The organism is Polyangiaceae bacterium, from assembly GCA_020633205.1.
In the GTDB taxonomy this organism is placed as follows: Bacteria; Myxococcota_A; Polyangia; order Polyangiales; family Polyangiaceae; genus JAHBVY01.
Window position 1 is genome coordinate 812,462 of the sequence record JACKEB010000013.1, and the last position, 25,877, is coordinate 838,338.

The window sequence follows — 25,877 nt, forward strand, 5'->3', positions numbered from 1 at the left end:
GCACTGCGGGGCATTGGGCCTCACCCGGTGAGAGATGCCACGTGGAAACGGGGGACTCTGGCTAACGTCGCTTGACCGTCAGGGAGCAACTAGCTGATGCTGCGCGTAGGCACTGGGCCTGACCAAGCCGCGTGCGGCAGAAGGGAAACACATGTTCCGAGTGCTGGTGGTGCAAGCGCACTCGGACTCGTTGGCCCGAGCGCTGGACGGCGTCGACGCGCAAGTTTCGCGCGCGAGCGCGCTTCCAAGTTTTGCGGCGGGCTTCGACCTCTGCGTGCTCCACCCCCACGCCGTGGACGATTTGGGTGCGCTGGAGCCCTTCGCCGTAGCCAACATCCCGGTCCTACTGGTCGACGATGGCCTCTCAGAGGCTCGTCTTGCGGAGTTTTGCACGGCGGGCTGCACGCACCTGCTTCAGCAACCCTCGGACGCTCTGCTTCAGGCCCAGGTGAAGTGCATCGCGCGCCAGCGGGCTGCTCGCCCTCCCGAGTCTCGAGCGGGCAGTCGCGTCTTTGAGACGCCCATGATGGGCATGTTGCTCTCCGGTCCCGAAGGTCAGGTCTACGATGCCAACGAGACGCTCCTGAACTTGATCGGTTATTCCCGCGAGGAACTGAATCGAGGGGAGCTCAACTGGAGGGCGCTCACACCACCTGAGTGGTTGGGGGCCTCCGAGGACGCACTGGGTGCGGTGTCCGCCGAGGGCACGGCAGCGCCTTTCGAGAAGGAATACCTGCGCAAGGACGGCTCCCGCGTGCCGGTCTTGCTCGCGTCGACCCAAGAGTCTCGCGGGCGAAACCTCGTCGTGGCGCTGGACATTCGCAACCAGGTTCAGACTCGCCAACGCCTGGCGTTGCTCTCCGAGGCGAGCGCGCTCCTGATCTCTTCTCTCGACTATCGAGAGACCCTCGAGGGGCTCGCGAACATCTTGGTCCCGGCGCTCGCCGATTGGTGCGCGATCGATATTTTAGGGCAAGGGGGGGAGGTGCAGCGCCTCACGGTGACCCATCGTGACCCCGAGAAGCGAGAGCTCGCGCGCCGGCTGCGAGGTGAGCGTTCGATTGATATCCGCTCGGATACGGTGGTGGCGCGCGTGCTGCGCACGGGACAGGCGGAGTGGGTGCGCGAGGTCCCCGACGAGATGCTGCAAGCGGTTGCCAGAGGGCCGGACCATCTGGAGTTGATGCGGTCACTGGGCCTCAAGAGCTACGCCGTCGTCCCCCTCAGCACGGGTAAGCAGGTGTTGGGTTGCCTCTCCCTGGTGCACGCCGAGAGCAACCGCGTGTTCGTCGCTGAGGATATGGGGTACTTGCGGGAGCTAGCGACGCGCGCAGCGCTCAGCCTCGAGCGCGCAGCGCTCTACGAGGCCGCAGAGCGAGGCAAAGAGCAAGCGCTGCTCGTCGCACATATTGGTGAGGTGCTGACCCGGCACGATACCCTCGAGGCAGCCCTGGGCGACTGCGCGAGTGCCATCGCCCGCGACCTGGGCATGGCCCAGGTGCGTGTCTGGGCGGCGGATAATCAGCGCCGGGTGTTGAGGCTGCGTGCCAGCGTGGGGAGGCACCGGGAGCGAGACGAGGAACACCGCTTGGTACCTTTCGGGCTCGGTTCCGCGGGGCAAACCGCCGTTGCAAACGAAGCCACGATCCGCACCTTGGGCGAGGCGCCGGATGCCTCCTGGTCGGATCACGAGGGAATCAGGGCGTTTGCCAGCTTTCCGTTGCATATCCACGGTTCGCTGATTGGCGTGTTGGCGGTCTACTCCGAGCGGCACTTGGAGTCAGACACCTTGGCGACGCTGCTGGCTGCCTCGGACCTGATCGCCGTCGGGATGCGCCGCTCCCAAGTCGAGGCGCGGGTGCGCGCGAAGCGCCAGGCGCTCGAAATCATCAACAACGTGGGGCGCACCCTGGCGGCCGAGCTCAATCAAGACAAGTTGGTCCAGGCGATCACGGACTCCGCGACCCAGCTCGCTGGCGCAGACTTTGGCGCGTTCTTCTACACAGCGCAGGATGCCCAGGGGGGCAAGCTGCTGCTCTACAGCCTGAGCGGCGCGGAGCGTTCCGCGTTCGAGCGCTTCCCCATCCCGCGAGCGACGGCGCTGTTTCGCCCAACCTTCGCTGGCGAGGGCGTGATCCGTGTCGACGACATTCGCCAAGATCCCCGCTACGGCAAGAATGAGCCTCACTTCGGCATGCCCGAAGGGCACCTGCCCGTCGTGAGCTACATGGCCGTGCCTGTGCTCGCTCGCGGTGGGGAAGTGCTTGGTGGCTTGTTCTTTGGGCACAAAGAGCCCGGGATCTTCACCGAGCAAGCCGAGCAGCTGGTGTCCGGTGTTGCAGCCCAAGCCGCGATCGCGATGGACAACGCGGCGCTCTTCACCAAGGCGCAGAACTTGATCGAGCGGCTGGCACGCAGCAACCGTGAGCTCGACCAGTTCGCGTACATCGTTTCCCACGACTTGAAGGCGCCTCTCAGGGGGATTGGTCACCTCTCGGAGTTCATTGAAGAGGACCTAGGCGAGCGCATCACCGAAGAAGGTGCCGAGCACCTACGCATGCTTCGGCAACGCGTCCGGCGTCTCGATGAGCTGATTGACGGCGTCCTCGACTATAGTCGAGTCGGCCGCTCGAATAGCCTTCCGGAAATGATCAGGGTGAGGGCGCTGGTAGACGAAGTGGTGACCTTGCTGGCCACTGAAGTACAACCTAACGTCAACATACCGGAAGACTTGGTCGTACTAACGGATCGCACGCAGCTCGCACAGGTCTTCATGAATCTGATCGGCAACGCGTTCAAACACGCGAACAAAGCCGCTCCGGAGATCGAAGTGGGAGTCGACCAGCAGGGATCGAGCTTGGTGTTCTACGTGCGCGACAACGGGCCAGGGATCCCTGAGGCAATGCAAGATAGGATCTGGGGGATCTTTCAGACGCTGCCGAGCGGCGGAACGTCGGGCACCGGCATTGGACTGGCGGTGGTGCGCAAGCTCGTGGATCTGCGCCAGGGCCGTGCGTGGGTCGAGTCCGATGGGGCCAACGGTTCGACGTTTCGCTTCACCTGGCCAGACGTCACCGCGCAGTGAGTGCCTACTCGCGCTCTCTGAGCAGCGTCAAAAGGCGCCCGTGCGTCTTTTGATGTATGAGCGTGTTCATCAGCCCCTGGTCGCGTCCGAGCTGCGCGATGGCGCTCAAGCTCCGCAGGTGCGCGGTGGCGTGATCTGCTGGAGAAATCACGAGGAACACCAGGCGCACGGGCTCGCCGTCGGGGCCGAACTGCTCGAGCCCGCCTGGAACGAGGGCTACGAAGGCCATGCTGCGCTGGGCCGAGCCATGGTAGACGTGGGGGATGCAGATCCCCGCGCCAATCGCCGTGGGCATGCTGCGCTCGCGCTCGAGTATTTCCGCGCGGTGTTGGGCGACGTCCAAATCGGGCAGCGCCTTCGACGCGAGCTCTAGCAGCTGCTCCAGCACCTCCTCGAACTTCACGCTGTGCTTGTCGAGGATCAGCGCATCGCGCATGAGGCCTTGGAGGCCAGGGATGCGTTGACGCAGCACGATCAGGGAGTGCAGCTCCGCAGGTGTCTCTCCGTCGATGATCGAGATGCGCCCCTCATCGACGCCCAGCAGGGGACGTAAGGCGTCGCCGAAACGTGTGGTGTCCTCCCCCGTGCCGACTTCGACCGCGTCGATGGCGAGGCGCTCCGCGTCGACCTGAGATCGCACCTCGGCGGGGCCCGGCGCATCGAGCCACAGCGGGCGACCCGCGCGTGAGTCGCTGATCCCTGGTGCATCCCATCGGTAGCAAGCGGCGCCACCGACCACGTCGGTCCAGGCTTCGCAGATCTTGTCGTTGGTCTCCGGATCGCCTGCCACGGCGAGCACGGCCTCCGCGTCGGCGACGCGTGGATCGCTGAGCGATGCGGGGTCCAACGGATCTTCCGAGATCGTTTCGTCGTCTCCCTCACCCCCAACTACCGCTTCGCCCGTGGAGAAGACGAGGGTTGGGGCGCCGCACTGGCGCAGGGTGCGATGCAGCTGCGTCGCAAGCCACGGATCGCCGATCAGGAGCCAGGTCGCTCGGGAGCGCCGCTGCAGGCCGAGCATGCGCGCCACGAAAGGCGAAGTGAGACCCTGAAGCACCACGGTGGTGCCGATCACGGCGTAGGTCAGCGTCTCCAACAGGTGAGCATCTGGATGTCCAAGACGCTTCAGGCGAATCGCGAACAGCGACGCCATCGACGCAGCTACGATTCCGCGGGGAGCAAGCCAGGAGAGAAACACCTTCTCCCGCCAGCTGAATTTGGCTCCCCACGTCGAGATCGCGATGTTCAGCGGGCGCGCCACGAAGAGCACCACGGCGAGCACCAGGAGCAAGCCAGAGCCCGCGCGAGGGAACGCGGAGAGATCGAGTCGCGCGGCGAGCAGCACGAACAAGAGCCCGATCCCAACCTCGGTCAGCTCGAGCTTGAAGCGCTTCAGCGCCTTCAGCTGCGCGCGACTGCGCAAGCTGACGGTGAGGCCCGCGACGATCACGGCAAGGATCCCCGACTCGGTCAGCACGGTGTTCGCAATGCCCAGCGCCAAGAGCGCGCTAGCGAGCACGACGATGTTCGTGTGATCCGCGTCAATCCAGCGTCGATTCAGCGCTTCGCTCAGCGCAAAGCCGACGCCCACACCGACCCCAACGCCCACCACGAAGCGCGAGGCGAAGCGACCCAGCGGGATCAAAGCCGATTCATCGCCCCCGGCGGCGATCCACTCGAAGCACAAGACGGCGACGAACACGCCCACCGCGTCCACCATCACGCCTTCCCAGTACAGCACGTGATGCAGGCGTGGCTGCAAGCGAATGCGTCGCAACAGAGGCGAGACGACGGTCGGCCCGGTGACGATCACCAAGCTCCCCGCGATGATCGCCAGCTCGAGCTTCAGCGAAGGCATCGCGAGCATCAGCGCAGCCGAGGTGCCGGCCCAGGTGATGAGCACTCCGATCGTGAGCATGCGCACGATCACGGCCGATTCCCGACGGAAACCAGCGATGTCGAGAGTGAGCCCGCCTTCGAACAACACGATCGCGACCGCCAGGGTGACGACGGTCTCCAGGCCATCGCCGAGCGTCTCCGGGTGCACGATGCCGAGCGCCTGGGGGCCGAGCAAGATCCCCCCGAGCAGCAGCAGGGTGATCGACGGCAAGCGCAGGCGGCCCGCCAAGGTGATCAGGAACACTCCAGCTGCCGCGGCGATGCACAGGGTGATGGCGGCGTGGTGTGCGTTCATCCGCGGCAGGATATACTACGCAGCGGCGCGGTCGTGTGCCTCTAGCGAGTGAGTCGGACGGCTCTGGGCGATTCTGCCGCTAGGTTTTGCAGCGTGCGTTCGATGGTGCAGCGCAGGACGACCCGTTGACGGGTGCTGCCAAGCAGCAGGCGATCCAGATCTTCGTCCCGGCCGAGGGCGGCCATGGCCAGGCTCCGGACCTTGCTCACGGGTTCCGTGGCACTTGCGCGCAACGCCTCGCGCAGGACCCGAACGTCGTGCTCTACGAGCTCAGGACGCCGGTTCACGCCCATGCACGTCTCCACGAAGTCGAAGTACCGCTTAAGCAGCTTGGCACCCTTGCGCCGTGCGGAAGCGGTGGGTTGGGTGATCAACCAGCGGCGGATACGAGCCGCGAGGCGCGTCGCACGGGTGCGGTCGTGGCTTCGCAACATCGGGTACCAGTCCCCTTGCTCCAGGTCGCTCAAGGTCGCCGCCGCGCGTTGCAAGGACTCGGACAGCTCCGGCTCGAGAACTTGGCGCGATGCGTCGCGGAGTTCGACGAACGCGCGACGTGCGACGAGGGATGCCAAGACGTTCTGGGAAAAGAAGGGATCCAACGACTGCGCCGTGGGTACGAACTCGATCGCGTGGTTCGTTTCGCGGGTGCTGCAGATCTTCACGCCCGTCGCTGGGGTCAAGAAGGCGGCGGCGGGGGCGAGCCTCGGGGCAAGCGGTGTCGTGGAGTGGATGTCTAACATATCAGTTGCTCGGCGTTGCCGGGGCGCGACAGGCGCTGGCCCCCTGTTGTGGTCGTGAGCCCGCCGCATTCTCACGCCCGACCACCGAAAAACGTTACCTTGAGGAATCAAAATGAGATGCGAAACCGCTGCTCTGCGGCGAGTTTAGACATGCGTCGCGGAATGGTTTTCACGAGCAAAACACGACGTGGCGCTTTGGCGGGGTGGGGCGAAAGCGACCAAGACGGCACATCAGCCTCAGTTTGAGACCTTGATTCGGCGTTCGAGGACGCCCTTGCTCAGTAGTTGCCGGGGGGAAACGATGGCCCAGTGCGGCCGCAAAGCCCCCGGGGAGCCCGGGATGGTGGCACGTCAGTTGCTCTCCACTCGGGCATGCAACTCAAGCTCTGCCTGCTCAACGGGGTACTGCCGCTCGCCCTCATCGCCTGCGACAACCCCGAGTCAGCGACCTCTCCTGGCGACCCGGATCGCGCGCAACCGATGGAATCGACTCGCGCTCTGCGGCCACCCCCTTCCGTTCCAGTGGCGAAGCCCGGAGGCAGCGTTCCAGGCGGAGCCAGCGCCGCACCACCCGACGGGAAGGAGCGCGAGGCCGAGGCAGAGTTCACCAGTGTGCCGAAGATGAAGCTCACAGGTGACGCAGAACTCAGCGAGACCGCCGACGGGGTGCGCATCCAGATTGAGGTCGAGGACGCGCCCAAGGGGAAGAAGGCGGTCCACATTCACGAGAAGGACGACTGCAGCGACATCGCTGGCAAGAGCATGGGGGCGCACTTCGATCCAGACGGAAAGAAGCACGGCTTACCCAGTGCTGCGGAGCACCACCTGGGTGATCTCGGCAACCTGACCGTCGACGACGAAGGCGATGGGACACTGACCATCGTGGTCGCGAAGGCCAACCTGAAGGCGGGCGACGCCCGGAGTTTCCTTGGCAAGGCGATCGTGATTCACGAAGGCGAAGACCACGGTGACGGGGAGAGCGGCAACGCGGGCAGCCCCATCGCGTGTGCACCCATCAAGGCGGATTGAAGCGAACCTATTGGAGGGCAACATGGACTACCGAATTCCGGAATTCAGCGGCGACAGGCACCAAGTCTCGAGGCGCGCGCGAGCTAAGCAACACGCGCGAGGCTTCGAAGGGATCTTCGAGACTTTGGTGGAAGAGCACACCGAGGCCGCGATGATGCTCGACGTCCTCTGTCGCACGACGGACGCGAAGCAGCGCGCGGCGCTGTGGCCGAAGCTGCGTCGAGCATTGCTCAGTCACGATCAAGACGAGGTGCGAATCCTGTGTCCTGATCTCCACGAGCTCGTGGAGACGCGCCGCTTGGCCCAACGCCATGACGTGGAGGCGCGCGATTTGGAGTCGATGATTCGCCGGCTCGATGGTCGCGCGTTCGACCACCCAGAGTGGCTCGCCAGTGCGCTCACCCTGCGCCAGCTCGTCGTGCGACACATCCGAGAAGAGGAGAACGAGCTCTTCCCCACGGCACAACGGGCGCTCGGGGCGGCGCGCGCTGCAGAGCTGAAGGAAGCCTATTGCCGAACCAAGGCGAAGGGGGGCTCTCGTTCAACCCTGGCGAGCGGTCTCCTCGGAGGGACCCAGTAGCTCGAGCGCGCCACGAGCGCACACGTGGAGGAGAGGGAATCATGCCGCACACCCGCAGTTCACTCGATTACAGCAAGCTTCCGGAGCACAAGTTTGTCGGAGCGACGTCGCAACCATTCGTCGGGATCTTCAAGACGCTCGTCGCAGAACACCGCGACCTAGCCTCGATGATCAAGCGCCTCGCCGCTGCAGAAGACGCGAAGGCTCGAGCGGAGATCTTTCCCAAGCTACGCGATCAGCTCGTGGCTCACGAGCAGGGGGAGATGGACCTTCTCTATCCGCTGCTGCGGGAGCGCGGCCTGACCTATGGTCTGGCGGAGCAACACGATCGATCAGCGCGCAAGCTGGAAGTAATCGTCGGGTGCCTGTCTGGCTACTCATTCTCCAATCCGCAATGGTCGGAGACCGCGCAGACGCTCTTGGAGGTCTTCGTCCAGCACGTCGAAGAGGAGGAGGAGCGCGTCTTCGCGCTGGCTCAAGAGGCGCTCGGGGGCGAGTGCGCAGAGCAGGTTGGGGCGCGCTATCGCGAGCTCAAGGGGCAGGTGAAGGAATGGCAACAGGGGGAGAGAAAAGTCTGAGCTGGCTTAGAGCATGCCGAGAGAATACGTCCCAAACTGAGACAAATCCGAGCTGGCGCCGAAGAACCAAGCGCTTGTTTCAATGCCAGTTCTCTCGCCGAATGCGCCAAACGCTCCGAGGCAGAAATCACGTGTGGGCCCATATGAGTGGATTTGTCAGTGCGGGTGACAGAAATACGTCAAGGCTCCCTGTTTGAGCTGCCATTCCTACAGATTGCGCGCCGTCTGTAGCTAATGTGTGATAGCTACGGAACGGGGTGGAACGCTTCTCAACCCCGCAGCTGAACGTAGGTGCCGTGCCTCCCTCGAGCGCCTGCGACAAGTCCTTGGGAGAGCGCGATGACGTCAGCAAAAGCGGAACCGGTTGAACAGGCGCCTGAGCTATCAGTCGTTCGATCTGAGCCTCCCGCTCCTGACGAAGCAGCTGCCGCAAGGAAACGTGAGCTGAAGCAGCTTCTCTCGGGAAAGCGCTATGAAGAGGCGCTCGAGCTCCTGCTGCACGCTCGGGCCGAGACACCGGACGATCCAGCGATTTCTCGCGGGATCCGTCTGCTCAAGGATCGTCTGCTGCTCGGGTATTTGCGGCGACTCGGTGATCTCGAGCGCGTGCCAATGCGCCAGGGCGAACCGGAGCCGCTGGCCGATGTCGAAGCGCTCGTGTTCGCGCTGGTCGACGGCATCGCATCGGTGGAGGACATTGTGCATACGTCCACCGTCGGCCGCTTCGAGACCTGCCGCTGCCTGACCAAGCTCTTGCTGCGCGGGGCCATTTCCCTGGCTGAACCGGCTCCGTGGAGCCTGCCTGTCCCCGATCCGCGGGCGCAACCTGAGGGTGCCTCGATATCGAACATCCCCGAGGCGCTTCGCCAACTGGATGACCTGGACGGCTTGCTGGGTGCCTCGCTCGTAGACGCAGACGCTCGCAACGTGCTTGCTGTAGTGGGTGGCGCGACTATCGACCTCGAGCTGGCGAGCCTCTCGAGCGTCGAGCTCCTGAGCGCCCACCGAAAGTCGATTCACCGCGTTGGGCTGGTCGAACAGATCGAAGACATCGTGGTCACTCTCCAGGCTCAATACCACGTGATGCGTCCGCTCAAGAGGCACCCGCAGGTGTTCATCTACGCGGTGGCGGACCGCTCCCGCTCGAACCTCGCGCTGGTGCGCATGCAGCTGGCGGATGTGGAAGCCGCGCTGAAGGTTTGAGTTGCCGTGAGGAAGATACGTTCGGCTTGATCAGCGAATTGCTCCGCGCTGCAGAGTGACTCGCCGTTACGCATGAGGCGGACCGTACCGGCCTCGAGAGGTTCCCCGCACAAACAGGCGCGCAACGCGCGAATTGAGTCCTGAACTGCCAGCCTCCGGTCGGTCGCCGCGCCGCCGAGCGTGACGCAAGTGCGGAAATGTAGGTGGCGCTTTCGAGCAGAATCGCTTGTGTTGCACGCCGCCGTTTGTTGTGTTGCTCTGGTGAAGCTGCGTAGTGCGTGGGCGCCAGGAATGGCAGTGGTGCTGGTGGTGAGCGGGTGTGGGGGAGAGGAGAGCCCGAGCAGCGGCGGAACGGCGGGCACCGGCGGTGTTAGCGGCAGTGGAGGAAGCGCGGGCGCGGGAGGCGGCGGCAGCGGAGGAGCCGCTGGCGTCGGCGGCAGTGCGGGCACCGGTGGGACCGAGTGCGACGTAACGACGTGTGTTGCGCCAGGGGCTGCGTGCGCCGATGGCACGACGCGACGCTTGTACTCCGCTGGCAGCTGTGTGGACGGTGCGTGTCAGTACCCCCAAGAGGATTTGCCCTGTCTGGCAGGCGACGTCTGCGTCGATGGTGCCTGTGAGAAGCCAACCGTGTGTGACGGAGTGGTGTGCGACGCTCCGCCTGCCTCGGCGTGTGCCGACTCGTCGAGCGTGAGGAGCTATGCCTCGACGGGTGCGTGCGTGGCAGGAGCTTGCGAGTACACACCCACGGATATGCCGTGCGGAAGCGACGAGGTTTGCCTGGGGGCACAGTGCCTCGGCGACAGCACACAGCTCGTGGAGCTCTCCCTCTTGAAGAGCGATCTCTCCCTCACCTCCGGCGAGCAAGTCTACCAGACCCAGTCGGCGTTCTGGTCGCGCCGCTGGATCCGTGCGGAGAGTAGCGCTGGCACACCGCTCCAGCTGACTCTCGACGGGGCACCGATGACTCCAGGAGACTGGTACGAGGTGACTCCGAGCAGCGGCGTGGGTGTCTGGCGCGTGGGAGCGACTGCGCCGAGCGGTCGCAAAGACGACTACGTCGTGATCGGAGAGTCCGTCGGGAAAACAGCCATGCTCAAGGCCTCGAACGCCGACGCCAACGACTTCTTCGGTTGTTCGCTGAGCCTCTCGGCGGACGGCAACACCGGGTTGGTCGGTGCGAGTGGCGAGAGCAGCCCGCTGTCCAACGCGGCTGCGAACACGCTGACGTCGGCGGGGGCGGCTTACGTGGTGCAGCGCACTGCGGGGGCGTGGCAGGAGACCGCGTTGCTGAAGGCGCCCAACGCGGCCGCACAGGACTGGTTTGGTTACGCCGTGGCGCTGTCTGCCGACGGCGCGACGGCAGCGATCAGCGCCATCCGGGAAGATGGCGCCTCGAGCGGAGTCGGCGGCGACCAGACCAGCGATGGAAGCCCAGAAAGCGGGGCGGTGTACGTCTTCGTCAAGAGTGCAGGGACCTGGTCACTGCAAGCGTACGTCAAGGCGCCGAACACCACGGACAACGCCCTCTTTGGCCGCGAGCTGGCCCTCTCCGCTGACGGCAACACGCTGCTCGTCGGGGTGTACAACGATTCCACTCTGGGTTCCTTTGCCGGGGCGGCCTACGTCTACACCCGGGCCGCGAACAGCTGGTCCTACGACGGGACGCTTTCGGGTATCCATACGGAAGCGGGCGATGCTTTCGGGCGTTCCGTTGCGCTATCCGGCGACGGCAAGTACGCGCTGATCGGCGCGCCGGGGGACGACAGCGGCGTGGCGAGCGACCCGCAAGGTGGGAGCGCGCCGGACAGCGGTGCGGTGTACGTCTTCGAGCGAGGGACCAGCGGTTGGACGGAGGTGGCCTACCTGAAGGCGGAAAACCTGGACATAAACGACGGGCTAGGACGGTCCGTCGCGATTTCGAACGATGGGAGGTTGCTCGCGGTCAGCGCAATCGGGGAACAGAGCCGAGTTCCGAGTGATCCCAATGATGACAGCGGTAGCGGCGTGGGTGCCGTCTATGTATTCGCCGACTGGAGCGGAGCCGGGGTCTGGACTCAGCATGCGTATGTCAAGGCAGGCCACCCGAGCGACTCCGACCAGTTCGGCGCTCAGGTCGCGCTCTCCGGCGACGGTTCGACGTTGCTCGTCGCTGCGCCGCACGAGGGCAGCTCGACGCGCAGCATCAACGGCGCCGAAGACAACGAGCTCGCGCCATCCAGCGGCGCTGCATACGCCTTCGCCGTCGTGGGTGAGGCTCCCGGCGTGCTGCCGCTCTCCTTCCTCAAGGCGCCCAACGCGGACGCCTCGGATCGCCTTGGTAGGGCGCTCGCCATCGACGAACACGGCTGGACGCTCGGAGTGACGTCGGAACTCGAGGCGAGCGCCAGCGCTGCCAATCCAAGTGACAACGGGGCGCCCATCACTGGCGCCGCGTATTTGTTCTAGCTGCGTTCTAGGAGCAGCGGCGCGGGCTCAGTCGACTTTTGAAAGAACCACGCGCGACCACCGAGAAACGCCGGGGGAAAGCTGTGGTTGCCTTCCTCGCCTTCGAGCTCCCAGCCGAGCAGGAGCTTGCCCTTGGCGTCGAGCACCGACCAGGAGGTCGAGCCTTGCAGCCAGAAGCGTCCTTTGAGATCTCGAACGACAGCTTCCACTCGTTCGCCCGTGGACCGAGACTCAGACTCCGTGAGCTCACCGTCGCTCAAGAACGCGACGTTGCGGCGGTTGAAGGAGGCGCCACCGCCAGGTAGCTTGATCCCTGCGGTAGCGCCCTGCGGGAGCTTGAGCTCGCTTTTCAGTCTGCCGTTCTTGAGCGCCAGGAGGGATAGGCGGTCGCTGGAGTCCACCACCGCGACGATCCCTCCGTCCAGGGGCACGACCACTTCGACCTCTTCAGTCCACTCCCGCCGCCAGCGCTGAGCGCCTCGCAGATCCACGAACAGTAGCGCGTGGTGCTCCTGCAGCAGCACTCCATCGCCCGCCAAGGCTACGGGGTGCGATGACCAGGCATCGGGCTTCCACGAGAACTCTACGGGCTCTGATGGGCGTGGTCGGCTCGACCGACGCCACAACCGTTTCCGCGCGGCTGCACTCGGGTTCGGATGTCGGCGCGCAGCTAGCGCAGAGCGCCAGCGCGACAGCCAAAGCCAGCGGGGGTGAGGGCCGATCCGACATCCAGCGCGATTCTAGCGGTAAATCGCTCCCAGGAGGGGTAGCGGCTGAGCGTTGGCGCTGAGCTGCGCTTTCGGGACCTCAGCTCAGAGTTCGCCGTTGCGCGACATTTCGCGGAGTCGTCGATACAGCGTCGCTCGTCCGATCCCGAGGCGGCGTGCAGCCTTCGCCTTGCAACCGTTGGTGCTCTCCAGGGCTCGCCTGATGGCGCTCGCCTCGAGCTTCTTGAGCTCGCAGCTCGGTTCGGGATCCGCGCCTTCCGCTTGCCAGTCGACATCCAGGTTCAGGTCGCGAGGGTGGATGCGTCCGCCGCGCGCCGAGCGAACCGCGCGCAGCACCACGCGTTCGAGCTCGAGGTAGTTACCCGGCCAGCGGTAGCCTTGTAGGAGTCGGGCGGCCGCGGCGTCCAACGTGAGTCGGTGGGGCGTCAAGATAGAGTGGGTTGCCCAGAGCACATCGAGTGGTCGACTCGCCAGGGGCGGGATCTCGATGTGGCAGTAGCCCGTGGGCGCATCGAGGTCCGCAGCTCGGCTCCAGCAGGCGAGGTGGATCCCGTAGGCGCGCGCTTCAGCTATCGGTCGGAGCCTCGCGTCGAGGTGCTCCGCCTGTTGTAGGCAGAGCAAGCCAGCACCAGACGCCGCGAGGCGTTCGGTTGCGCTCGCGATCGCGCTACGTTGCGAGGACGGATCGAGCTCGGCACAGTCAATGACCTCGAATGGCGCGTCCCCCGTAGTTGCCTCGTGGATTTGCTCCACCATCCACTGCTTGCCACTGCCAAGCGGACCGGAGACCCAGAGCGGGTCGCCAGACAGATAGGCCTCCGACATGCGCAGCCTGGCTCGGCGGATCGCGGTGCTCTGCCCGGTTAGCGGACCCGCGCCGGCCCCATCCATCAGCAACGTGTCTTCGGCGAGCGCCTCGAGGCGGGCTACGTGATTCGCGCTGGCCAGCATGTGTGCCAGTACGGCTGGAGACGTCGGTGTCGACACCAGTGTGAGGCGCCGAGCGGCTGAGTGCGTTGCCGCTCTCGCCAGCACGCGTCGAGGCGCTAGCAGGACGACGGAGGACGCAGGGTGGTTCTCCGCAAGAGTCAGGATCTCCTCCAGAGTGACGTCTCCCTTGTTCCACGAGACCAGCAGTACGCTCGGCTGGGGTCCAGGGGCGTCGGTCACGTAGGGCTGGAGGTTCCAACCAGCCGTCGTCAGACTCGCCAGCAAGTTCGTGTCGCAACGCCCCACCACCCACACGTCCCGGGAGGACGTCGGGGCCGTGCGTCCAAGGGACTCTCGCGGCTGCCGTCTAGTCGTGGGCACGATCCTCCAGTTGCGCGTTGGGGAAAGTCAGGATGAACGTTGCTCCTTCGCCGGGCTTCGATTCCGCCTGGATCTGCCCGCCGTGGCGCTCCATAATCCGCCTGACCGTGGCCAAACCAATCCCGCTGCCCTGCACCTCGGTCGCGGGCAGGCGATGAAACATCTGAAAGATCGCCTCCGCAGAGTCCATGGAAAAACCCACGCCGTTGTCCACCACGCGGATGGTCCACCAGCTGGCGTCGCCTTCCACCTCGATCCGAATCTCGGGGGCGCGAGCGGGGTCCGAGAACTTCAGCGCGTTGGAGAGCAAGTTCTGGAAGACGCGCTGCAACTGCGGTTCGTCTCCCAGGATGGTAGGGAACTCGTCGACGCGCACCGTCGCTCGTTTGCTCACGATCACCGCTCGTAGCACTCGCTGCACGTTGGCGATGATCGGACCGAGCGCTACTGGGCGCAGCGGGCGTGTCGTCGCACCCGCGCGCGAGTACTCGAGCAGATCGTTCACCAAGTGTTGCATGCGTTTGGCGCCGTCCACGGCGAAGTAGATGTATCGGTTCGCCTTCTCGTCGAGCTGATCTCCGTAGCGTTGTCCGAGCAGCTCGACGAAGCTGCTCACCATACGCAACGGTTCCTGGAGATCATGAGAAGCGACCGCGGCGAAATGCTCGAGTTCGACGTTGCTGCGACGCAGTTCGTCTGCAGCGCGTTGCCGCTCGGTAATATCGACCACGGAAGCCATCACGCATCGGCCCCGCGTCGTGTTTATGGGGTTCAGGCCTATCTCCACCGGAAACTCGCTGCCGTCGGCACGTAGCCCATAGAGGTCCCGCCCCACGCCCATCGAGCGGGATCCGGACTCCTCGGAGAAGCGCGCCCGGTGCTCCGCGTGCCCGGCCCTGAACCTGTCGGGGACCAAGTCGTCGATGGACTTCCCCAGCAGGTCGGCTCGGCAGTACCCGAACAGCTGCTCAAGACGGGCGTTCGCGAGCAGGATCCGTCCGTCGAGGTCCACCATGACCATCCCCGTTGGGGACGCTTCGACCGCCGCTTGGAAGCGCTCCTCCGCTTCGTGTCGCGCGGTGAGGTCCCGCGTGACCTTGCAGTACCCGATCAAGGTGGCGGCTTCTAGTACTGGCGTGATGGTCACGTTCGCCCAGAAACGTGAGCCGTCCTTGCGCACTCTCCAGCCTTCGTCCTCGTAGCGCCCCTTCTGGGTCGCCTCGGTTAGCTCCAGATCGGGTTTCCGGGCGGCAATGTCCTCGGGAGTGTAGAAAGCCGAGAGGTGGAGGCCCGTTGCTTCTTCTCGCGTGTAGCCCTTGAGCGCCGTGGCTCCGGCGTTCCAGCTTGCGACATGACCCTCGGGGTCGAGCGTCAACAGAGCGTAGTCGACGATTGCGTCGAGGGCGCTTGCTAGTGGGAGATCCGGCGGTGCGGGAGGTGGAGCGAGGACCAGCAGTCGATGCTGCGGAGAGGATGGGATGCTGTGTGTCGAGAACGCCCCCCGGCGCACCGCTCCGTCCCGAGTCTGGACTGGGTGCTCGTCAGGCCCGCTGAACTCCTCGAGTGAGAGTCCAACGACCGCCGCCTCATCGCAGTCGAGAAGTTTGAGGGCTGCCGGCGTTGCGGCAATGACTGTCTCTGCCTCGAGCAGCAACGTGGGCGCCCCGGTGGGGTTGACCAGGTCCCGGAACCACTGCTGCACATCCGCTTGCATACCCGAAGACGAGTTCAACCAAGACCTCCCGTAACGTAAGGCGCTAGCCTGCCCTAGCCCCGCGAGTCGCGCAATAGGGCGCAGAACCTCCAACAGCTGCAGAGCGAGCTTACCGCGCGGTAACATGGACGCGCTCGGATGGGCACTGAGAGGCGCGTGATTTGTGTATCAACCTGAGTCAGTTTGAGGGGGGCGGCGGAACATTGGATAATGGGTCGTGGTCGGCAGTTTCCACGTCCCGTCGGTTTTCCCCGGGCGCCTCGTCAGACGGATCCCCGCGGAGCAAGGCGACGCCTGGGCGCTCTTCCGCACTGTCGTCGGCCGCAGCGAGTACTACCTGCGAGTGCCTTTCCGTGGGGCACCCCGGGCCAGGTACATCACCGCCAGAAAGTGGCTCAATGGTAGGTTGGCGCTGCGCTTTGGCTTGCCCGTACACCCGCTGGTCCCGATCCGGGTGAGCGTCAGAGAGCTCACGTTGCTGGGAGCTGGAGGTGATCTCGAGCTGAACGATGCGGGGATCTTCCTGGGCGTTGCCGTGAGAAAGCCGACGGCCACCAGCCCGGAGCGGGTCCCACCTCTGCGCTATGCGCTCGCTGAACTGTGGCAGAACGCAACGAAGCCGTTTCGCGTGCCACGAGAGCAGGACGACGCACCGTTGTTTCGCTGGCGGGATGATCAGGACTTTCCGTACGAATTGCGGGACCTCAGCGGGAGCCAGGCGCTCTGGGAGCATGTGTTGGATGGGCGCGAAGTGCTGGACGGCGGCGCGGCGAAGGTGAGCAGTGTGAACAAGTTCGAGCCAGCCGTCGTGGACGAAGCCCGCGACCGCGCCAAGGGCGCGTTCGTGGAGCGGGAGTGGAGCCGCATCACCGCGGGACTAGAACTACTCGAGCCCAAGGTAGATGCCGCCGCCGCGGAGCGCTTGCGGGCGCTGATGCGCGGTGGCTTCGAGCGCGGCTTTGCCGAGCTAAGAACTCCCCGGCACTAGGAACGCCGAAGCCGTTCCTGGCGGAAACAGTTGGTGCGGCATCCAGGGATGCTGAGCCGGCTCTCCCACCAGCTCCGGTGTCCACTCACCACGCATCCGCTGGGTGCCGCTGGGTGCCGCTGGGTGGAACTGCCACTCTGGTGCTGGATTGTCAACGTCACGCTCCTTCATGCAAGAAAGCGTGTCAGCCTGATACAGATTCAAGGCGTCGCGCCTATGTCAGATCGGTGTTTCCGTGGGGGATCAAACCGCCTACGCCCGCGCACGCTCTTGACACCGTATCCAGAAGGAGTACACGGCGCCCATGGCGCGCACGCGGTATGTCGGATCCGAGGAGGGGCTCGCGCTGCAACACCTCCCGGCCTCCGCCCTGCGGGCTGTGCTCCGTGAAGGTTACGGGTGGCGTGCCCTCAGGGCAGACGTACTGGCGGGAGTCGTGGTTGGTATCGTGGCGCTGCCGCTCGCGATGGCGCTGGCGATCGGGGTCGGGGTGCCTCCGCAGCAGGGGCTCGCGACAGCGGTTGTTGCCGGGATCGTGGTGGCCCTGCTCGGTGGCTCACGCACTCAAGTCACCGGCCCGACCGCGGCGTTCATCGTCGTGCTCTCACCGATTTACGCACGCTTCGGGCTAGCGGGGCTACTGGTCTCGGGTTTGCTCGCCGGCTTCATCCTGGTGGGCTTGGGGTTGTTGCGGCTGGGGCGCTTGATCGAATTCGTGCCGTATCCGGTGACCACGGGTTTCACCGCGGGGATCGCTGTCGTCATCGCGGTGCTCCAGCTGAAGGACGTGTTTGGCCTCACGCTGACCCGTACCCCGCCCGACTTCCTAGAGCGTGTGGCCGTGATGTTCGAGGCGCGACACACCGCGAGTCTTTGGGAGGTAGGCGTCGCAGGCCTGACGCTCGTACTGCTGCTGGGTGTGCCTCGGCTTACGCGACGATTTCCCGCACCGCTGGTTGCGCTCCCCGTGGCTTCGCTTGCAGCCGCCGCCTCCAAGCGTTGGGGTGGTGTCGAGATCGCGACCATCGCGACACGGTTTCACACGGAAATCGATCAGAAGCTAGTCCACGGGATCCCGCAGCTCCCCCCGTTGCCGATGTTGCCTTGGAGAGCCACCTCTCCGGGGGCCAACAATGTCGACTTTTCCCACGAGACGCTGCGTGCGCTCATTTCGGGCGCCCTGGCGATTGCGATGCTCGGCGCCATCGAGTCACTGCTGTCCGCGGTCGTTGCAGACGGCATGGCGAGGACCAAGCACGATCCGGATTCCGAGCTGATTGCTCAGGGGGTTGGGAACATCATCGCGCCGTTCTTCGGTGGGATCCCGGCGACTGGCGCCATCGCTCGCACGGCCACGAACATCCGGGGTGGAGCGCGATCCCCCATCGCTGCCGTGGTGCACTCGCTCACCGTGCTGTCCGCCGTGTTGGTGCTTGCGCCGTTGCTAGGGTACCTACCCATGGCAGCGCTGGCAGCGTTGCTTCTCACAGTGGCGTGGAACATGTCCGAGGCGAGGCATTTCGTGCATATGCTGCGCATCGCGCCCAAGAGCGACGTCGCAGTGCTGCTCACCTGCTTCAGCCTGACCGTCTGCTTCGACATGGTCGTCGGTGTATCCGTAGGGATGCTACTCGCTTCTCTGCTGTTCATGCGTCGGATGGCGGAGGTAACCCGGGTCGGGCAAACCGAGCTTCGAGACTCGGCGCCCAAAGCCGTGTTGCCGGAAGGATGCGTGACGTATGAGATCTCCGGTCCGCTTTTCTTCGGTGCTGCGCAAAAGGCGATGGCAGCGCTCACGGTGGTGGATCCTGGAACTCGCTGGGTGATCCTCGACGTCCAGCAAGTGAATGCCATCGACGCAACTGGGCTCGTGGCCCTCGAGAGCGCGCTACAGGAACTCCACGCCAGCGGATGCTCCGTGCGCCTCGCCGGCGTGCAGGCTCAGCCGCTCACCGCCCTGCGTAAGGCCAAGCTGGAGGAAACTGCGGGCGTCGAGATCTTCCCGGATCTCGACGCCGCAGTGTCCACACTTCCGCTTGGTGCAGTGCTGAACCGACCGTGAAAGCATCGTTCGAATACGTGCCGCGGACCGGTTGTTCGGCTCTGCCGGACACGCCATAGTCCGCGCCGTATGGACTCCGGCTTTGGCAACGCGCGCCTCACGTATGGGATCACGCCTCCGAAGATTTCTTACTCCGAGGAGAAGCGTCGCGACACGGCGGCGCTGCAGAGCGCGCGCATCGCGGCGCTGCCCGTGGATGCCCTCGTCGTCTACGACCTGCAAGACGAGTCGAGTCGCACCGACGCGAAGCGGCCGTTTCCGTTCCTGCAGGCCATCGATCCGCTGACCTATGCCTATGAGTACCTGGGCGGCGTGGCCCAACCGAAGATCGTCTATCGCTCCGTCTCTGGGATGACGCGGGAGACGCTGGTCGCGTGGCTCGGTCGCCTGCACGAGCTCGGAGGTGCGGCGGTGTTGGTGGGTGCGCCTTCGCAGTCTCAAGCGGTGAGTCTGCGTTTGACCGATGCGTACCGTGCGCGTCTCGAGGAGGCAGCGGGGGTTCCGCTGGGCGGCGTGCTGATCGCCGAGCGCCACGAGTCCCGGGGAGGGGAAGACGAGCGGGTGCTGAAGAAGGTCGAGCACGGCTGTTCCTTCTTCATCTCCCAGGCGGTGTATTCGGTGACCGAGAGCAAGAACCTGCTCAGCTCGCTGCATTACCGCTGCTTGGCGGAGGAGCGAGCGGTTCCGCCCATCCTGGTGACGCTCAGCCCCTGCGGCTCGAAGAAGACCCTCGAGTTCATGAACTGGCTCGGCGTTTCCGTGCCTTTGTGGCTGCAGAATGAGCTGATCCACGCCCACGACATCCTGGAGAAGTCCGTGGACCTGGCCCTTTCAGGCTTTGAAGAGCTGCTCGATTTCGCCCGCGAGAAGCAGATCCCCCTCGGGTGCAACGTGGAGAGCGTTTCCTTGAGGAAGGAAGAGATCGAGGCGTCGGTGGATATGGTGCACCGGGTGGCGAAGATCTTGGGGCGAGGGTGAGGGCCGTGTCGAAGACTACTGATCGGCGAGGTGGTTCATTGGAGCGCCGCGGCTCGACATCCGACTACTGGCAACCCTCCGCCAATAGGATTTGTTCGAGGGCGTCCGCCACGGCTTCAGGCGTTTCGGCGATATAGGCGCTGCCAGTGCCTCCTGCCTCTGCGACGAAGTCTACGTGCACGGTGCGATCGAGAATGATCACGTAAACCGCCACTTGGGGTGTGCCCTGCCACGCGTCAGTCGCGACGCTTATCAGATTCGGAAGGCTGTTGTTCAAGCAGCTGCTCGGTGTCCCGTCGGTGATCAGGACGATTGCGGAGCGATAGCCGGTTCTGGCCTGGCTGCGAACGTACGCGAGCGTGCCTTCGAGCGCGGGTCGCAGAGGCGTTTTCCCGCTGTACGGGTTGACGGCGATGGCGCTCATCATCGACGCCGCGGCGACGTTGCCAGACTCCAGCGCGACCGCCGGGGTCGTGTAGTCTGGGACGTCGCAGGAATCGTGATTAATCGATCCGTTATCGCACTGACCCAGGAAGTTGCAGGGAGGGTAGTTGCCGCAGTCGGCGGGCGTATGGCAAACGCTTGGGATCTGCGGGTCGCTTGCCGGGACAGGCAGCAACGTGAGCCCCATGCGAGGGGTCGCACTCGTGACCTGTTGGAGGAACGCGGTGATGCCATCACGTTCGGTTACCCAGCGACTGCTGGTGGAGTGATCGGACAACACGAATACGTCGCCGCAGCTACCGCCTCCGCCGGTTCCGCCCTGTCCACCTCCGGAGCTGCCGCCACCGCTGGAGCCGGCGCTGCCTCCACTCGAGGCACTGCCAGCACTGCCGCTCACGCCAGCACCGCCGCTCATGCCAGCACTGCCGCTCATGCCAGCACTGCCGCTCATGCCACTACTGCCGCCCGTCGGCGCTCCGCCTGTGCTCGTTGTGCCGCCTGTGCTCGTTGTACCCCCGCTGCTCGCGTTGCCGCTTGCAGCGGTTCCTCCCGTGCCGCCAGAACCAGTCCCACCGGTGCCCATGCTCCCGCTCGCCGCGGTTCCGCCGTTACCTGCGGCACCGGATCCACCTGCGCCAGTGCCACCCGTTCCGGTCCCACCCGAGCCGGAGGTTTGACAAGTGCGGTCGAGGCACACGGAGCCTGGTTCGCAGTCTGCTGAAAACACGCACTGGTAGCAGCGGCCGGTCGCCGTGTCGCAGACTTCGCCCGGTGGACAGTCGAGTGATGTTGAGCAGGCCGTGATGGGACGGCAGGCTCCCGAGAGGCACTCTGCGCCTTGGGCACACTGAGTTTCCGTGAGGCATTCAACGCAGCGACTGGATGCCGAGTCGCACAGCAACCCGAATGCCGTGCAGTCCTTGTCGCTGCGACAAGTGCCGGGGGCACCGCCAGCGCCGCCCGTTCCGTCGCTGCCAAACAGACTTGCGTCGTTGCTCGAGCACGCTGCTACGGCGAGGGCGACAAACCAATAGGCCGAGCGATCCACCTTGACGTTGTGCCAGCGCCGTAGCTCTCCGTCAACGCGTGGGCGCGCTGGTAAGCCACGCGGAGGCGACCGACTCGCGCATTGCTGCCTTGCGGTCGCGCACCCGCAGCCACAGCGGCGACTCGCCACCGACCTTTACTGGTCCGGGCGGGTCGCGCTGCCAGAGGTCCAATCAGCGCCCTTGAAGTCGGGGTATTGACCCGCGAACGCTTTGCGGAGGAAGCTCGTGGTGGTTCCCGTCGGGCCTAAGCCGACGAGCGGAGAGCCGAAGGTGACTGGAGGTGGGAGAGGAATGGTTGGCTGATTGCCTTTGATGTTCAAGACGTCGACGATATTGGTGCCGTCGGTAGCGCTGCACGCGCCGTTGCACAACGACACCATGCCTGCCTGGGAATCGGTCCAGGTGATCACCAACGGGAACGCCACGTCGACGGAGGAGATCGGCTGTTCCGTGACGTAGATCACACCCTCGGGCGGGATATTCCTCGACGGCAAGATCGCCTCTTCATATCGGACCTCGTCGCAATCGCCGAACGAGCAAGTCCTAATCATGTAGCCGACCCTCAAGCCAATACCGGCAGTCTCCGCGTAGCACTTGGTGTGGGTGTTCTTCAACATCACGTAGTCAGGCACCCCGTAGTGAACCTCGACGATACGTAGTGCGTCGGCGGGCGAGGGGCAGCTTACGCAGGCTCCCGCGCTGCATCCTTGACCCGACGCGCTACAGTCCGTTCCGCCGACATATCCAGAGCCGTCTGCGTTGCAGATCGTCGCGGTGTTGCCATTGCAGACCGCGGCGCCCGGCGTGCAGACTTGGGGCTTGCAGCTGAGCGATGGTGCGTCGCAATACTGGTTGTCGTTGCACAGCGTGATTGGGGTGGCCTTCTGTCCAGTCGAGTCGCACTTTTTTGGCGTCTTGCCATCGCAGAAGTTCGCGTCGGGTTCACACAGCTGGTTGTTGCATTCGCCGTTGAAACAGTGCTGACCCGAAGCGGCGCAGTCGGTAGTCTCAGCGATCGAGAGGCCATCCGCGGCACAGCGCACCCGCTTGTCGGTTCCAGCTTCGCATTCTGTCGTCGATGGCTGACAGACCCACGCCTTGCAGCTGGCGCCGTTCGAGTCTGTAGAGCACGTCTGGTTCGCCGTACACGGTACTGGATCGGAGAACCCATCGCCTGCCTCGCTGCAAGTCACCAGCGAGTTGCCCTCACAACTGGTGGTCCCTCCGGCGCACACATCGAACTCGCAAGTGCCTGCGGCGCAATGGTGATCCGCCGGACACTGGCTGTGATCCAAGCAATCCACGCAATGGCCCTGGGCCTTGTCGCACAGTTGATTTCGCGCCGTGCACTGATTGTCGCTGACGCAGTTCAACGCGCACTTCGAGTTCACGCACGAGTGGTCTGTAGGGCAGTCCCCGGTGCCGATGCACTCCACGCACCAGCCCTTGGCCGTGTCGCAGACGCTCTCGCTGTCGCAGTCCCGCGAGTCTTTGCACGGGGGGTGAGCCACGCAGTGCTGATTGACGCACTCGCCCCCGGCGCCGCAGTCGGCGTTCGCAGCGCACTCGACACACCGGTGTCGGTTCGGATCGCAAATCGCCAAGCCGTGCTGGTCATTCGCGCAGTCCAAGCTTGTCTCGCAGGTCGCTTGCATCACACACTCGTGGTTCAAGCAAACCTGTGAGTTACCGCACTGAGAGTCGAACAAGCAGGAGACACAGACGTTGGTCGTCGAGTCACAGTACCCTGCGGAGCACGGAGTGTCCGCATCGCAGCTCGCCCCCGCAGAACCCAGCAGCCCTTTCGAGTCGCTGCTCCCGCAGGCCGTCAGTAACAACCCGACCGCCAGTGCCCTGGCGTACCCCAAGCCTCGCCCCACCATCCAAAGGGTATGGACGACGCGCCGCGTGGCGTCAATGATCGACTGGGTGCCGTACGGTCGCGGTGTGGCCGCGTAAGCACTCGCTCCCCCGACCACACACATCGGGGCCAGTCGGAAACCAGTGCCCTACAGAAGTCCAACAGGCGACTTCGAGGAGCTGCTCGACTAAGATTCGGCGTGTCCAGGAGCCCTTGCTTGGACGACCGATTCGAGGGAGCCGGAGCTTTGAAGTTCATGGTTGTTTTCGCTCAGAATTATCCGCGGGGAAGTGCGTGGTGAGTTCAGCATCTTCCAACGCGCCGACCGTCAATGCCTCCGAGGAGGCAACGAGTCGCTGGCACAAGACGCTCTACAGCGTGCGTGTGCCGTTCTCGTTGCTTGGGGCGTTGCTCTTCCTGTCGATGTGGGCCGATGGCGTGGAGACGCAGCGCGCGTTGCCGAGCGCCGTCATCTTCTTGCTGTGGCCCCATGTGTGGTTGTTGATCGGCACGCTCTGGCTCAAGCGGCGTCGGCAGGCATTCCTGCTGAATGCGGTGGATGGACTACTCTGGGTGCTCATCCCAGCGACTCAGTGGTCACTGCCCCTCGTGAACCTCGGCGTCACCGTGCTCGCCATCAACACGATCATGACGGGTGGGTTGGGCTTGCTGCGGAAAGCAATGCCATTCGCGTTGATCGGGCTGACCTGCGGGGCGCTGCTGTTTGGTTTGCCCGACCACGTGATGGCGTTCTCGGGGCGCACCTGGATGCTCTCCGCGCTTGCGGTGGCTATTGAAGGCGTCCTCGCGGCGAGTGTGGCGAATCGCGCGTTTCAGTTGCTGGAGACCACCAAGTCGGCGTTGGCGACGCTCAATCAGGAGCTGGACCAAAAGGTGGTTGAGCGCACAGCGTCCCTCGCCGCGACCAACGCGGCGATTTCACGCTTCGTGCCGGTGGAGTTTCTGCACGCCCTGGGTCACGACGACGTGTCCACCACCAAGCTGGGTGATGTCGTCGAGCGTCGCATCACGGTGCTGTTCGCGGATATTCGGAACTTCACGAGCATCTCCGAGCACTACACTCCTCAACAAACTTTCGATTTCCTCAATCGCTGTTTGTCGAAGATTGGGCCGCATATTCGCGCGCAGTCAGGCTTCATCGACAAGTACATTGGTGACGCGGTGATGGCGTTGTTTCCGGACGGAGCCGAAAGTGCAGTCCGTGCAGCCCTCGCAATGCAGCGTGAGGTGCGGCAGTTCAACTTGGATCATCCGAGCGAGGTGCCGCTGGCAGTTGGCATTGGCATCCACCAGGGTGCGGTGATGATGGGCACGATTGGTGAAAAAGAGCGCTTTGAGGCGACGGTGATCTCGGACGCGGTGAATTTGACTGCGCGCCTGGAGGGCCTCACCAAGCAGCTCGGTTGCAGCATCCTCGTGAGCGGCGATGTCGCCGCGGAGCTGCCCGAAGCGATGCGCGACGACTCGCGCTTGATCGGGCGCTTTGCGGTGAAGGGCAAGCGCCGACCTGTGGAAGTGCACGAGATCTTCGAGGCGGATGAGGAGACCTTCCGTGAAGGCAAGCGCGCGTCGCAACCGCGATTCCTTGCGGCAATTGCCTGTTACCAGAGTGGCGACGCCGCAGGCGCAGCCGAAGAGCTCCGCCACGTGGCGGAGGCCATACCCGATGACGGCCCCACGAACTTCTGGTTGTCTCGCCTCGACCAAGTCATCGCCAAGAGCCGCAGCCACGATGCGCTCGGTGTGATCGCGCTGGATCAGAAGTAGCCGCAGCGCTAGCCGGCGAGGGTCGAGCGAAGCGCCTCGAATGTGGGCTCCGCGGACCCCGCCGGGGGGCAGCCAGGGCGCAGACAAAGGCGGGCGGGAGGTCGACTCTGCCGAGAATTCGCTGCTTGGCTCCGCTCGGCCCGCACGGCGAGCGGCCAGTCGATGGCCAGGTGGCCCAGCGTGCGTTCCAGGGTGCAACGCAGAATGACCTCGCCATGGCTGTCGCTGCGCAACAGCGCGTCGAGATCTTCGTCGCGGCCGAGAGCTGGCATCGAGAGGGAGCGCACGGTTCGCAACGATCGCGTGCCTACGGCCGCGAGCGCCACCCTCAACACACGTAGGTCGTGCTCTACCAGCTCAGCGCGGTCATTCACGCTCATGCAGAAGTCCACGAACGTGAAGTAGTCGCCGAGGATGCGTTTGCCCTCTCGCTCGGTCCAAGGGCTAGGCAGTTCGGCGAGCCAGCTACGTAGGCGATCGCTGAGTTGTTCGACCAGCGTACGATCGCGATCGCGCAGCATCGAGTAGGAGTCGCGTTGCCTCAAGGAACAGAGTGTTGCCGAGGCGCGCTCGATCGACGCGCGAACCTCGGGCTCCAACACGTGGCGGGACGCCTCGCGCAGTTCCACGTACGCTCGGCGTGCGACCAAGGAGGCGAGGAGATCGCGGGAGTGAAACGGATCGAGCGCGGTTGCGCAGGGAAGAAAGTGGATCGCGTGATTTCTCTCACTGATACGCGCGAGACTGACTTGGGTACTCCGTTGCGCATCTGGGATGCGAAGCGGGTTGCCGGAGGGGTTGTCGAATCGAGTATGGCCGTGGGGGTTAGACATGGTCGGGCTCCTTTTTGCGACGGGGGACGTCGCGTCGCGCGCGGGCGCGCTCCGAGCGGGGGGTCTCGGATTGAGATGGTCACTCGTAGGTGTTCCAGCAGCCGGGGGTCGGCCGGGGACTACGAGCAGCGTCGTGCGTGTAGAGGTGGGGGCAATGCCCGCTGGTTATTGAGCGGCGCGAAGAAAGAGATGTTACCCGGAGGAATCGACTTCTCGAGACATTGGCGCATCCACGCTTATTCCGGTCGTCGTCGATATCTCCTC

At 64.6% G+C, this 25,877-nt stretch carries 18 protein-coding genes; 10 read left to right on the forward strand and 8 right to left on the reverse strand.

The annotated features are described in order from the left end of the window. Positions 1 to 151 precede the first annotated feature (151 nt). On the forward strand, positions 152 to 3,085 hold the full coding sequence (locus H6718_19860) for a GAF domain-containing protein (GenBank protein ID MCB9587669.1): 2,934 nt from the start codon (positions 152 to 154) through the stop codon (positions 3,083 to 3,085). Between the two features lie 4 nt (positions 3,086 to 3,089). Here the strand turns inward: H6718_19860 and H6718_19865 are convergent, their stop codons facing one another. Both H6718_19865 and H6718_19870 read right to left on the reverse strand, forming a co-directional pair. Further along, a complete protein-coding gene (locus tag H6718_19865; GenBank protein MCB9587670.1) occupies positions 3,090 to 5,279 on the reverse strand; it encodes a cation:proton antiporter in 2,190 nt (729 codons plus the stop codon). 41 nt (positions 5,280 to 5,320) lie between these two features. Further along, entirely contained in the window at positions 5,321 to 6,019 is a 699-nt protein-coding gene (locus tag H6718_19870) for a hypothetical protein (GenBank protein MCB9587671.1), read from the reverse strand. A gap of 372 nt (positions 6,020 to 6,391) precedes the next feature. On the opposite strand from H6718_19870, the gene H6718_19875 reads away from it, so the two are divergent. The 5 genes from H6718_19875 (at position 6,392) to H6718_19895 (ending at position 11,857) form a co-directional block, all read left to right on the forward strand. After that, positions 6,392 to 7,048 carry a superoxide dismutase family protein gene (locus H6718_19875; GenBank protein MCB9587672.1) on the forward strand — a complete coding sequence of 219 codons (657 nt, stop codon included), beginning with the start codon at positions 6,392 to 6,394 and terminating at the stop codon, positions 7,046 to 7,048. Positions 7,049 to 7,070: 22 nt separating this feature from the next. After that, entirely contained in the window at positions 7,071 to 7,628 is a 558-nt protein-coding gene (locus H6718_19880) for a hemerythrin domain-containing protein (protein ID MCB9587673.1), read from the forward strand. Positions 7,629 to 7,669: 41 nt separating this feature from the next. Continuing rightward, complete coding sequence (locus tag H6718_19885) at positions 7,670 to 8,206, forward strand: hemerythrin domain-containing protein (GenBank protein MCB9587674.1); 537 nt, start codon at positions 7,670 to 7,672, stop codon at positions 8,204 to 8,206. A gap of 339 nt (positions 8,207 to 8,545) precedes the next feature. Further along, positions 8,546 to 9,409, forward strand: a complete 864-nt coding sequence (locus H6718_19890) for a hypothetical protein (protein ID MCB9587675.1) — start codon at positions 8,546 to 8,548, stop codon at positions 9,407 to 9,409. A gap of 261 nt (positions 9,410 to 9,670) precedes the next feature. Further along, positions 9,671 to 11,857 (forward strand): hypothetical protein, encoded by a 2,187-nt coding sequence (locus H6718_19895; GenBank protein ID MCB9587676.1) that lies wholly within the window; start codon positions 9,671 to 9,673, stop codon positions 11,855 to 11,857. On the opposite strand, the gene H6718_19900 is transcribed toward H6718_19895, so the two are convergent. The 3 genes from H6718_19900 to H6718_19910 form a co-directional block, all read right to left on the reverse strand. After that, a complete protein-coding gene (locus tag H6718_19900; GenBank protein MCB9587677.1) occupies positions 11,854 to 12,396 on the reverse strand; it encodes a hypothetical protein in 543 nt (180 codons plus the stop codon). The genes H6718_19895 and H6718_19900 overlap by 4 nt on opposite strands. Positions 12,397 to 12,669: 273 nt before the next feature. After that, positions 12,670 to 13,896, reverse strand: a complete 1,227-nt coding sequence (locus H6718_19905; protein MCB9587678.1) for a hypothetical protein — start codon at positions 13,894 to 13,896, stop codon at positions 12,670 to 12,672. Then, entirely contained in the window at positions 13,883 to 15,598 is a 1,716-nt protein-coding gene (locus H6718_19910) for a PAS domain S-box protein (protein ID MCB9587679.1), read from the reverse strand. The genes H6718_19905 and H6718_19910 overlap by 14 nt, the downstream gene beginning before the upstream one ends. A gap of 229 nt (positions 15,599 to 15,827) precedes the next feature. Between H6718_19910 and H6718_19915 the strand changes: the two genes are divergently transcribed. The 3 genes from H6718_19915 (at position 15,828) to H6718_19925 (ending at position 19,638) form a co-directional block, all read left to right on the forward strand. After that, positions 15,828 to 16,598 carry a hypothetical protein gene (locus H6718_19915; GenBank protein MCB9587680.1) on the forward strand — a complete coding sequence of 257 codons (771 nt, stop codon included), beginning with the start codon at positions 15,828 to 15,830 and terminating at the stop codon, positions 16,596 to 16,598. A gap of 304 nt (positions 16,599 to 16,902) precedes the next feature. Then, on the forward strand, positions 16,903 to 18,660 hold the full coding sequence (gene dauA / locus H6718_19920) for a C4-dicarboxylic acid transporter DauA (protein MCB9587681.1): 1,758 nt from the start codon (positions 16,903 to 16,905) through the stop codon (positions 18,658 to 18,660). Between the two features lie 69 nt (positions 18,661 to 18,729). After that, positions 18,730 to 19,638, forward strand: coding sequence for a 5,10-methylenetetrahydrofolate reductase (locus H6718_19925; GenBank protein MCB9587682.1), 909 nt, complete (start codon positions 18,730 to 18,732; stop codon positions 19,636 to 19,638). Positions 19,639 to 19,702: 64 nt separating this feature from the next. On the opposite strand, the gene H6718_19930 is transcribed toward H6718_19925, so the two are convergent. Both H6718_19930 and H6718_19935 read right to left on the reverse strand, forming a co-directional pair. Continuing rightward, positions 19,703 to 21,130, reverse strand: coding sequence for a VWA domain-containing protein (locus H6718_19930; protein ID MCB9587683.1), 1,428 nt, complete (start codon positions 21,128 to 21,130; stop codon positions 19,703 to 19,705). 135 nt (positions 21,131 to 21,265) lie between these two features. After that, complete coding sequence (locus H6718_19935; GenBank protein ID MCB9587684.1) at positions 21,266 to 23,011, reverse strand: hypothetical protein; 1,746 nt, start codon at positions 23,009 to 23,011, stop codon at positions 21,266 to 21,268. A 278-nt stretch (positions 23,012 to 23,289) separates the two neighbouring features. Here H6718_19935 and H6718_19940 point away from each other — a divergent pair, with 278 nt between their 5' ends. Further along, positions 23,290 to 24,780: an adenylate/guanylate cyclase domain-containing protein gene (locus H6718_19940; GenBank protein ID MCB9587685.1), complete on the forward strand. Its 1,491-nt coding sequence runs from the start codon at positions 23,290 to 23,292 to the stop codon at positions 24,778 to 24,780. Positions 24,781 to 24,788: 8 nt separating this feature from the next. Here the strand turns inward: H6718_19940 and H6718_19945 are convergent, their stop codons facing one another. Further along, positions 24,789 to 25,613 carry a hypothetical protein gene (locus tag H6718_19945; protein ID MCB9587686.1) on the reverse strand — a complete coding sequence of 275 codons (825 nt, stop codon included), beginning with the start codon at positions 25,611 to 25,613 and terminating at the stop codon, positions 24,789 to 24,791. Positions 25,614 to 25,877 lie beyond the last annotated feature (264 nt).

What these genes read in the sequence shown, in the direction of transcription:
- H6718_19880 (MCB9587673.1), top strand. Translation starts at nt 7,071, where the DNA reads ATGGACTACCGAATTCCGGAATTCAGCGGCGACAGGCACCAAGTCTCG.
- H6718_19890 (MCB9587675.1), top strand. Translation starts at nt 8,546, where the DNA reads ATGACGTCAGCAAAAGCGGAACCGGTTGAACAGGCGCCTGAGCTATCA.
- H6718_19870 (MCB9587671.1), bottom strand. Translation starts at nt 6,019, where the DNA reads ATGTTAGACATCCACTCCACGACACCGCTTGCCCCGAGGCTCGCCCCC.
- H6718_19875 (MCB9587672.1), top strand. Translation starts at nt 6,392, where the DNA reads ATGCAACTCAAGCTCTGCCTGCTCAACGGGGTACTGCCGCTCGCCCTC.
- H6718_19860 (MCB9587669.1), top strand. Translation starts at nt 152, where the DNA reads ATGTTCCGAGTGCTGGTGGTGCAAGCGCACTCGGACTCGTTGGCCCGA.
- H6718_19885 (MCB9587674.1), top strand. Translation starts at nt 7,670, where the DNA reads ATGCCGCACACCCGCAGTTCACTCGATTACAGCAAGCTTCCGGAGCAC.
- dauA (MCB9587681.1), top strand. Translation starts at nt 16,903, where the DNA reads ATGGCGCGCACGCGGTATGTCGGATCCGAGGAGGGGCTCGCGCTGCAA.
- H6718_19865 (MCB9587670.1), bottom strand. Translation starts at nt 5,279, where the DNA reads ATGAACGCACACCACGCCGCCATCACCCTGTGCATCGCCGCGGCAGCT.
- H6718_19945 (MCB9587686.1), bottom strand. Translation starts at nt 25,613, where the DNA reads ATGTCTAACCCCCACGGCCATACTCGATTCGACAACCCCTCCGGCAAC.
- H6718_19925 (MCB9587682.1), top strand. Translation starts at nt 18,730, where the DNA reads ATGGACTCCGGCTTTGGCAACGCGCGCCTCACGTATGGGATCACGCCT.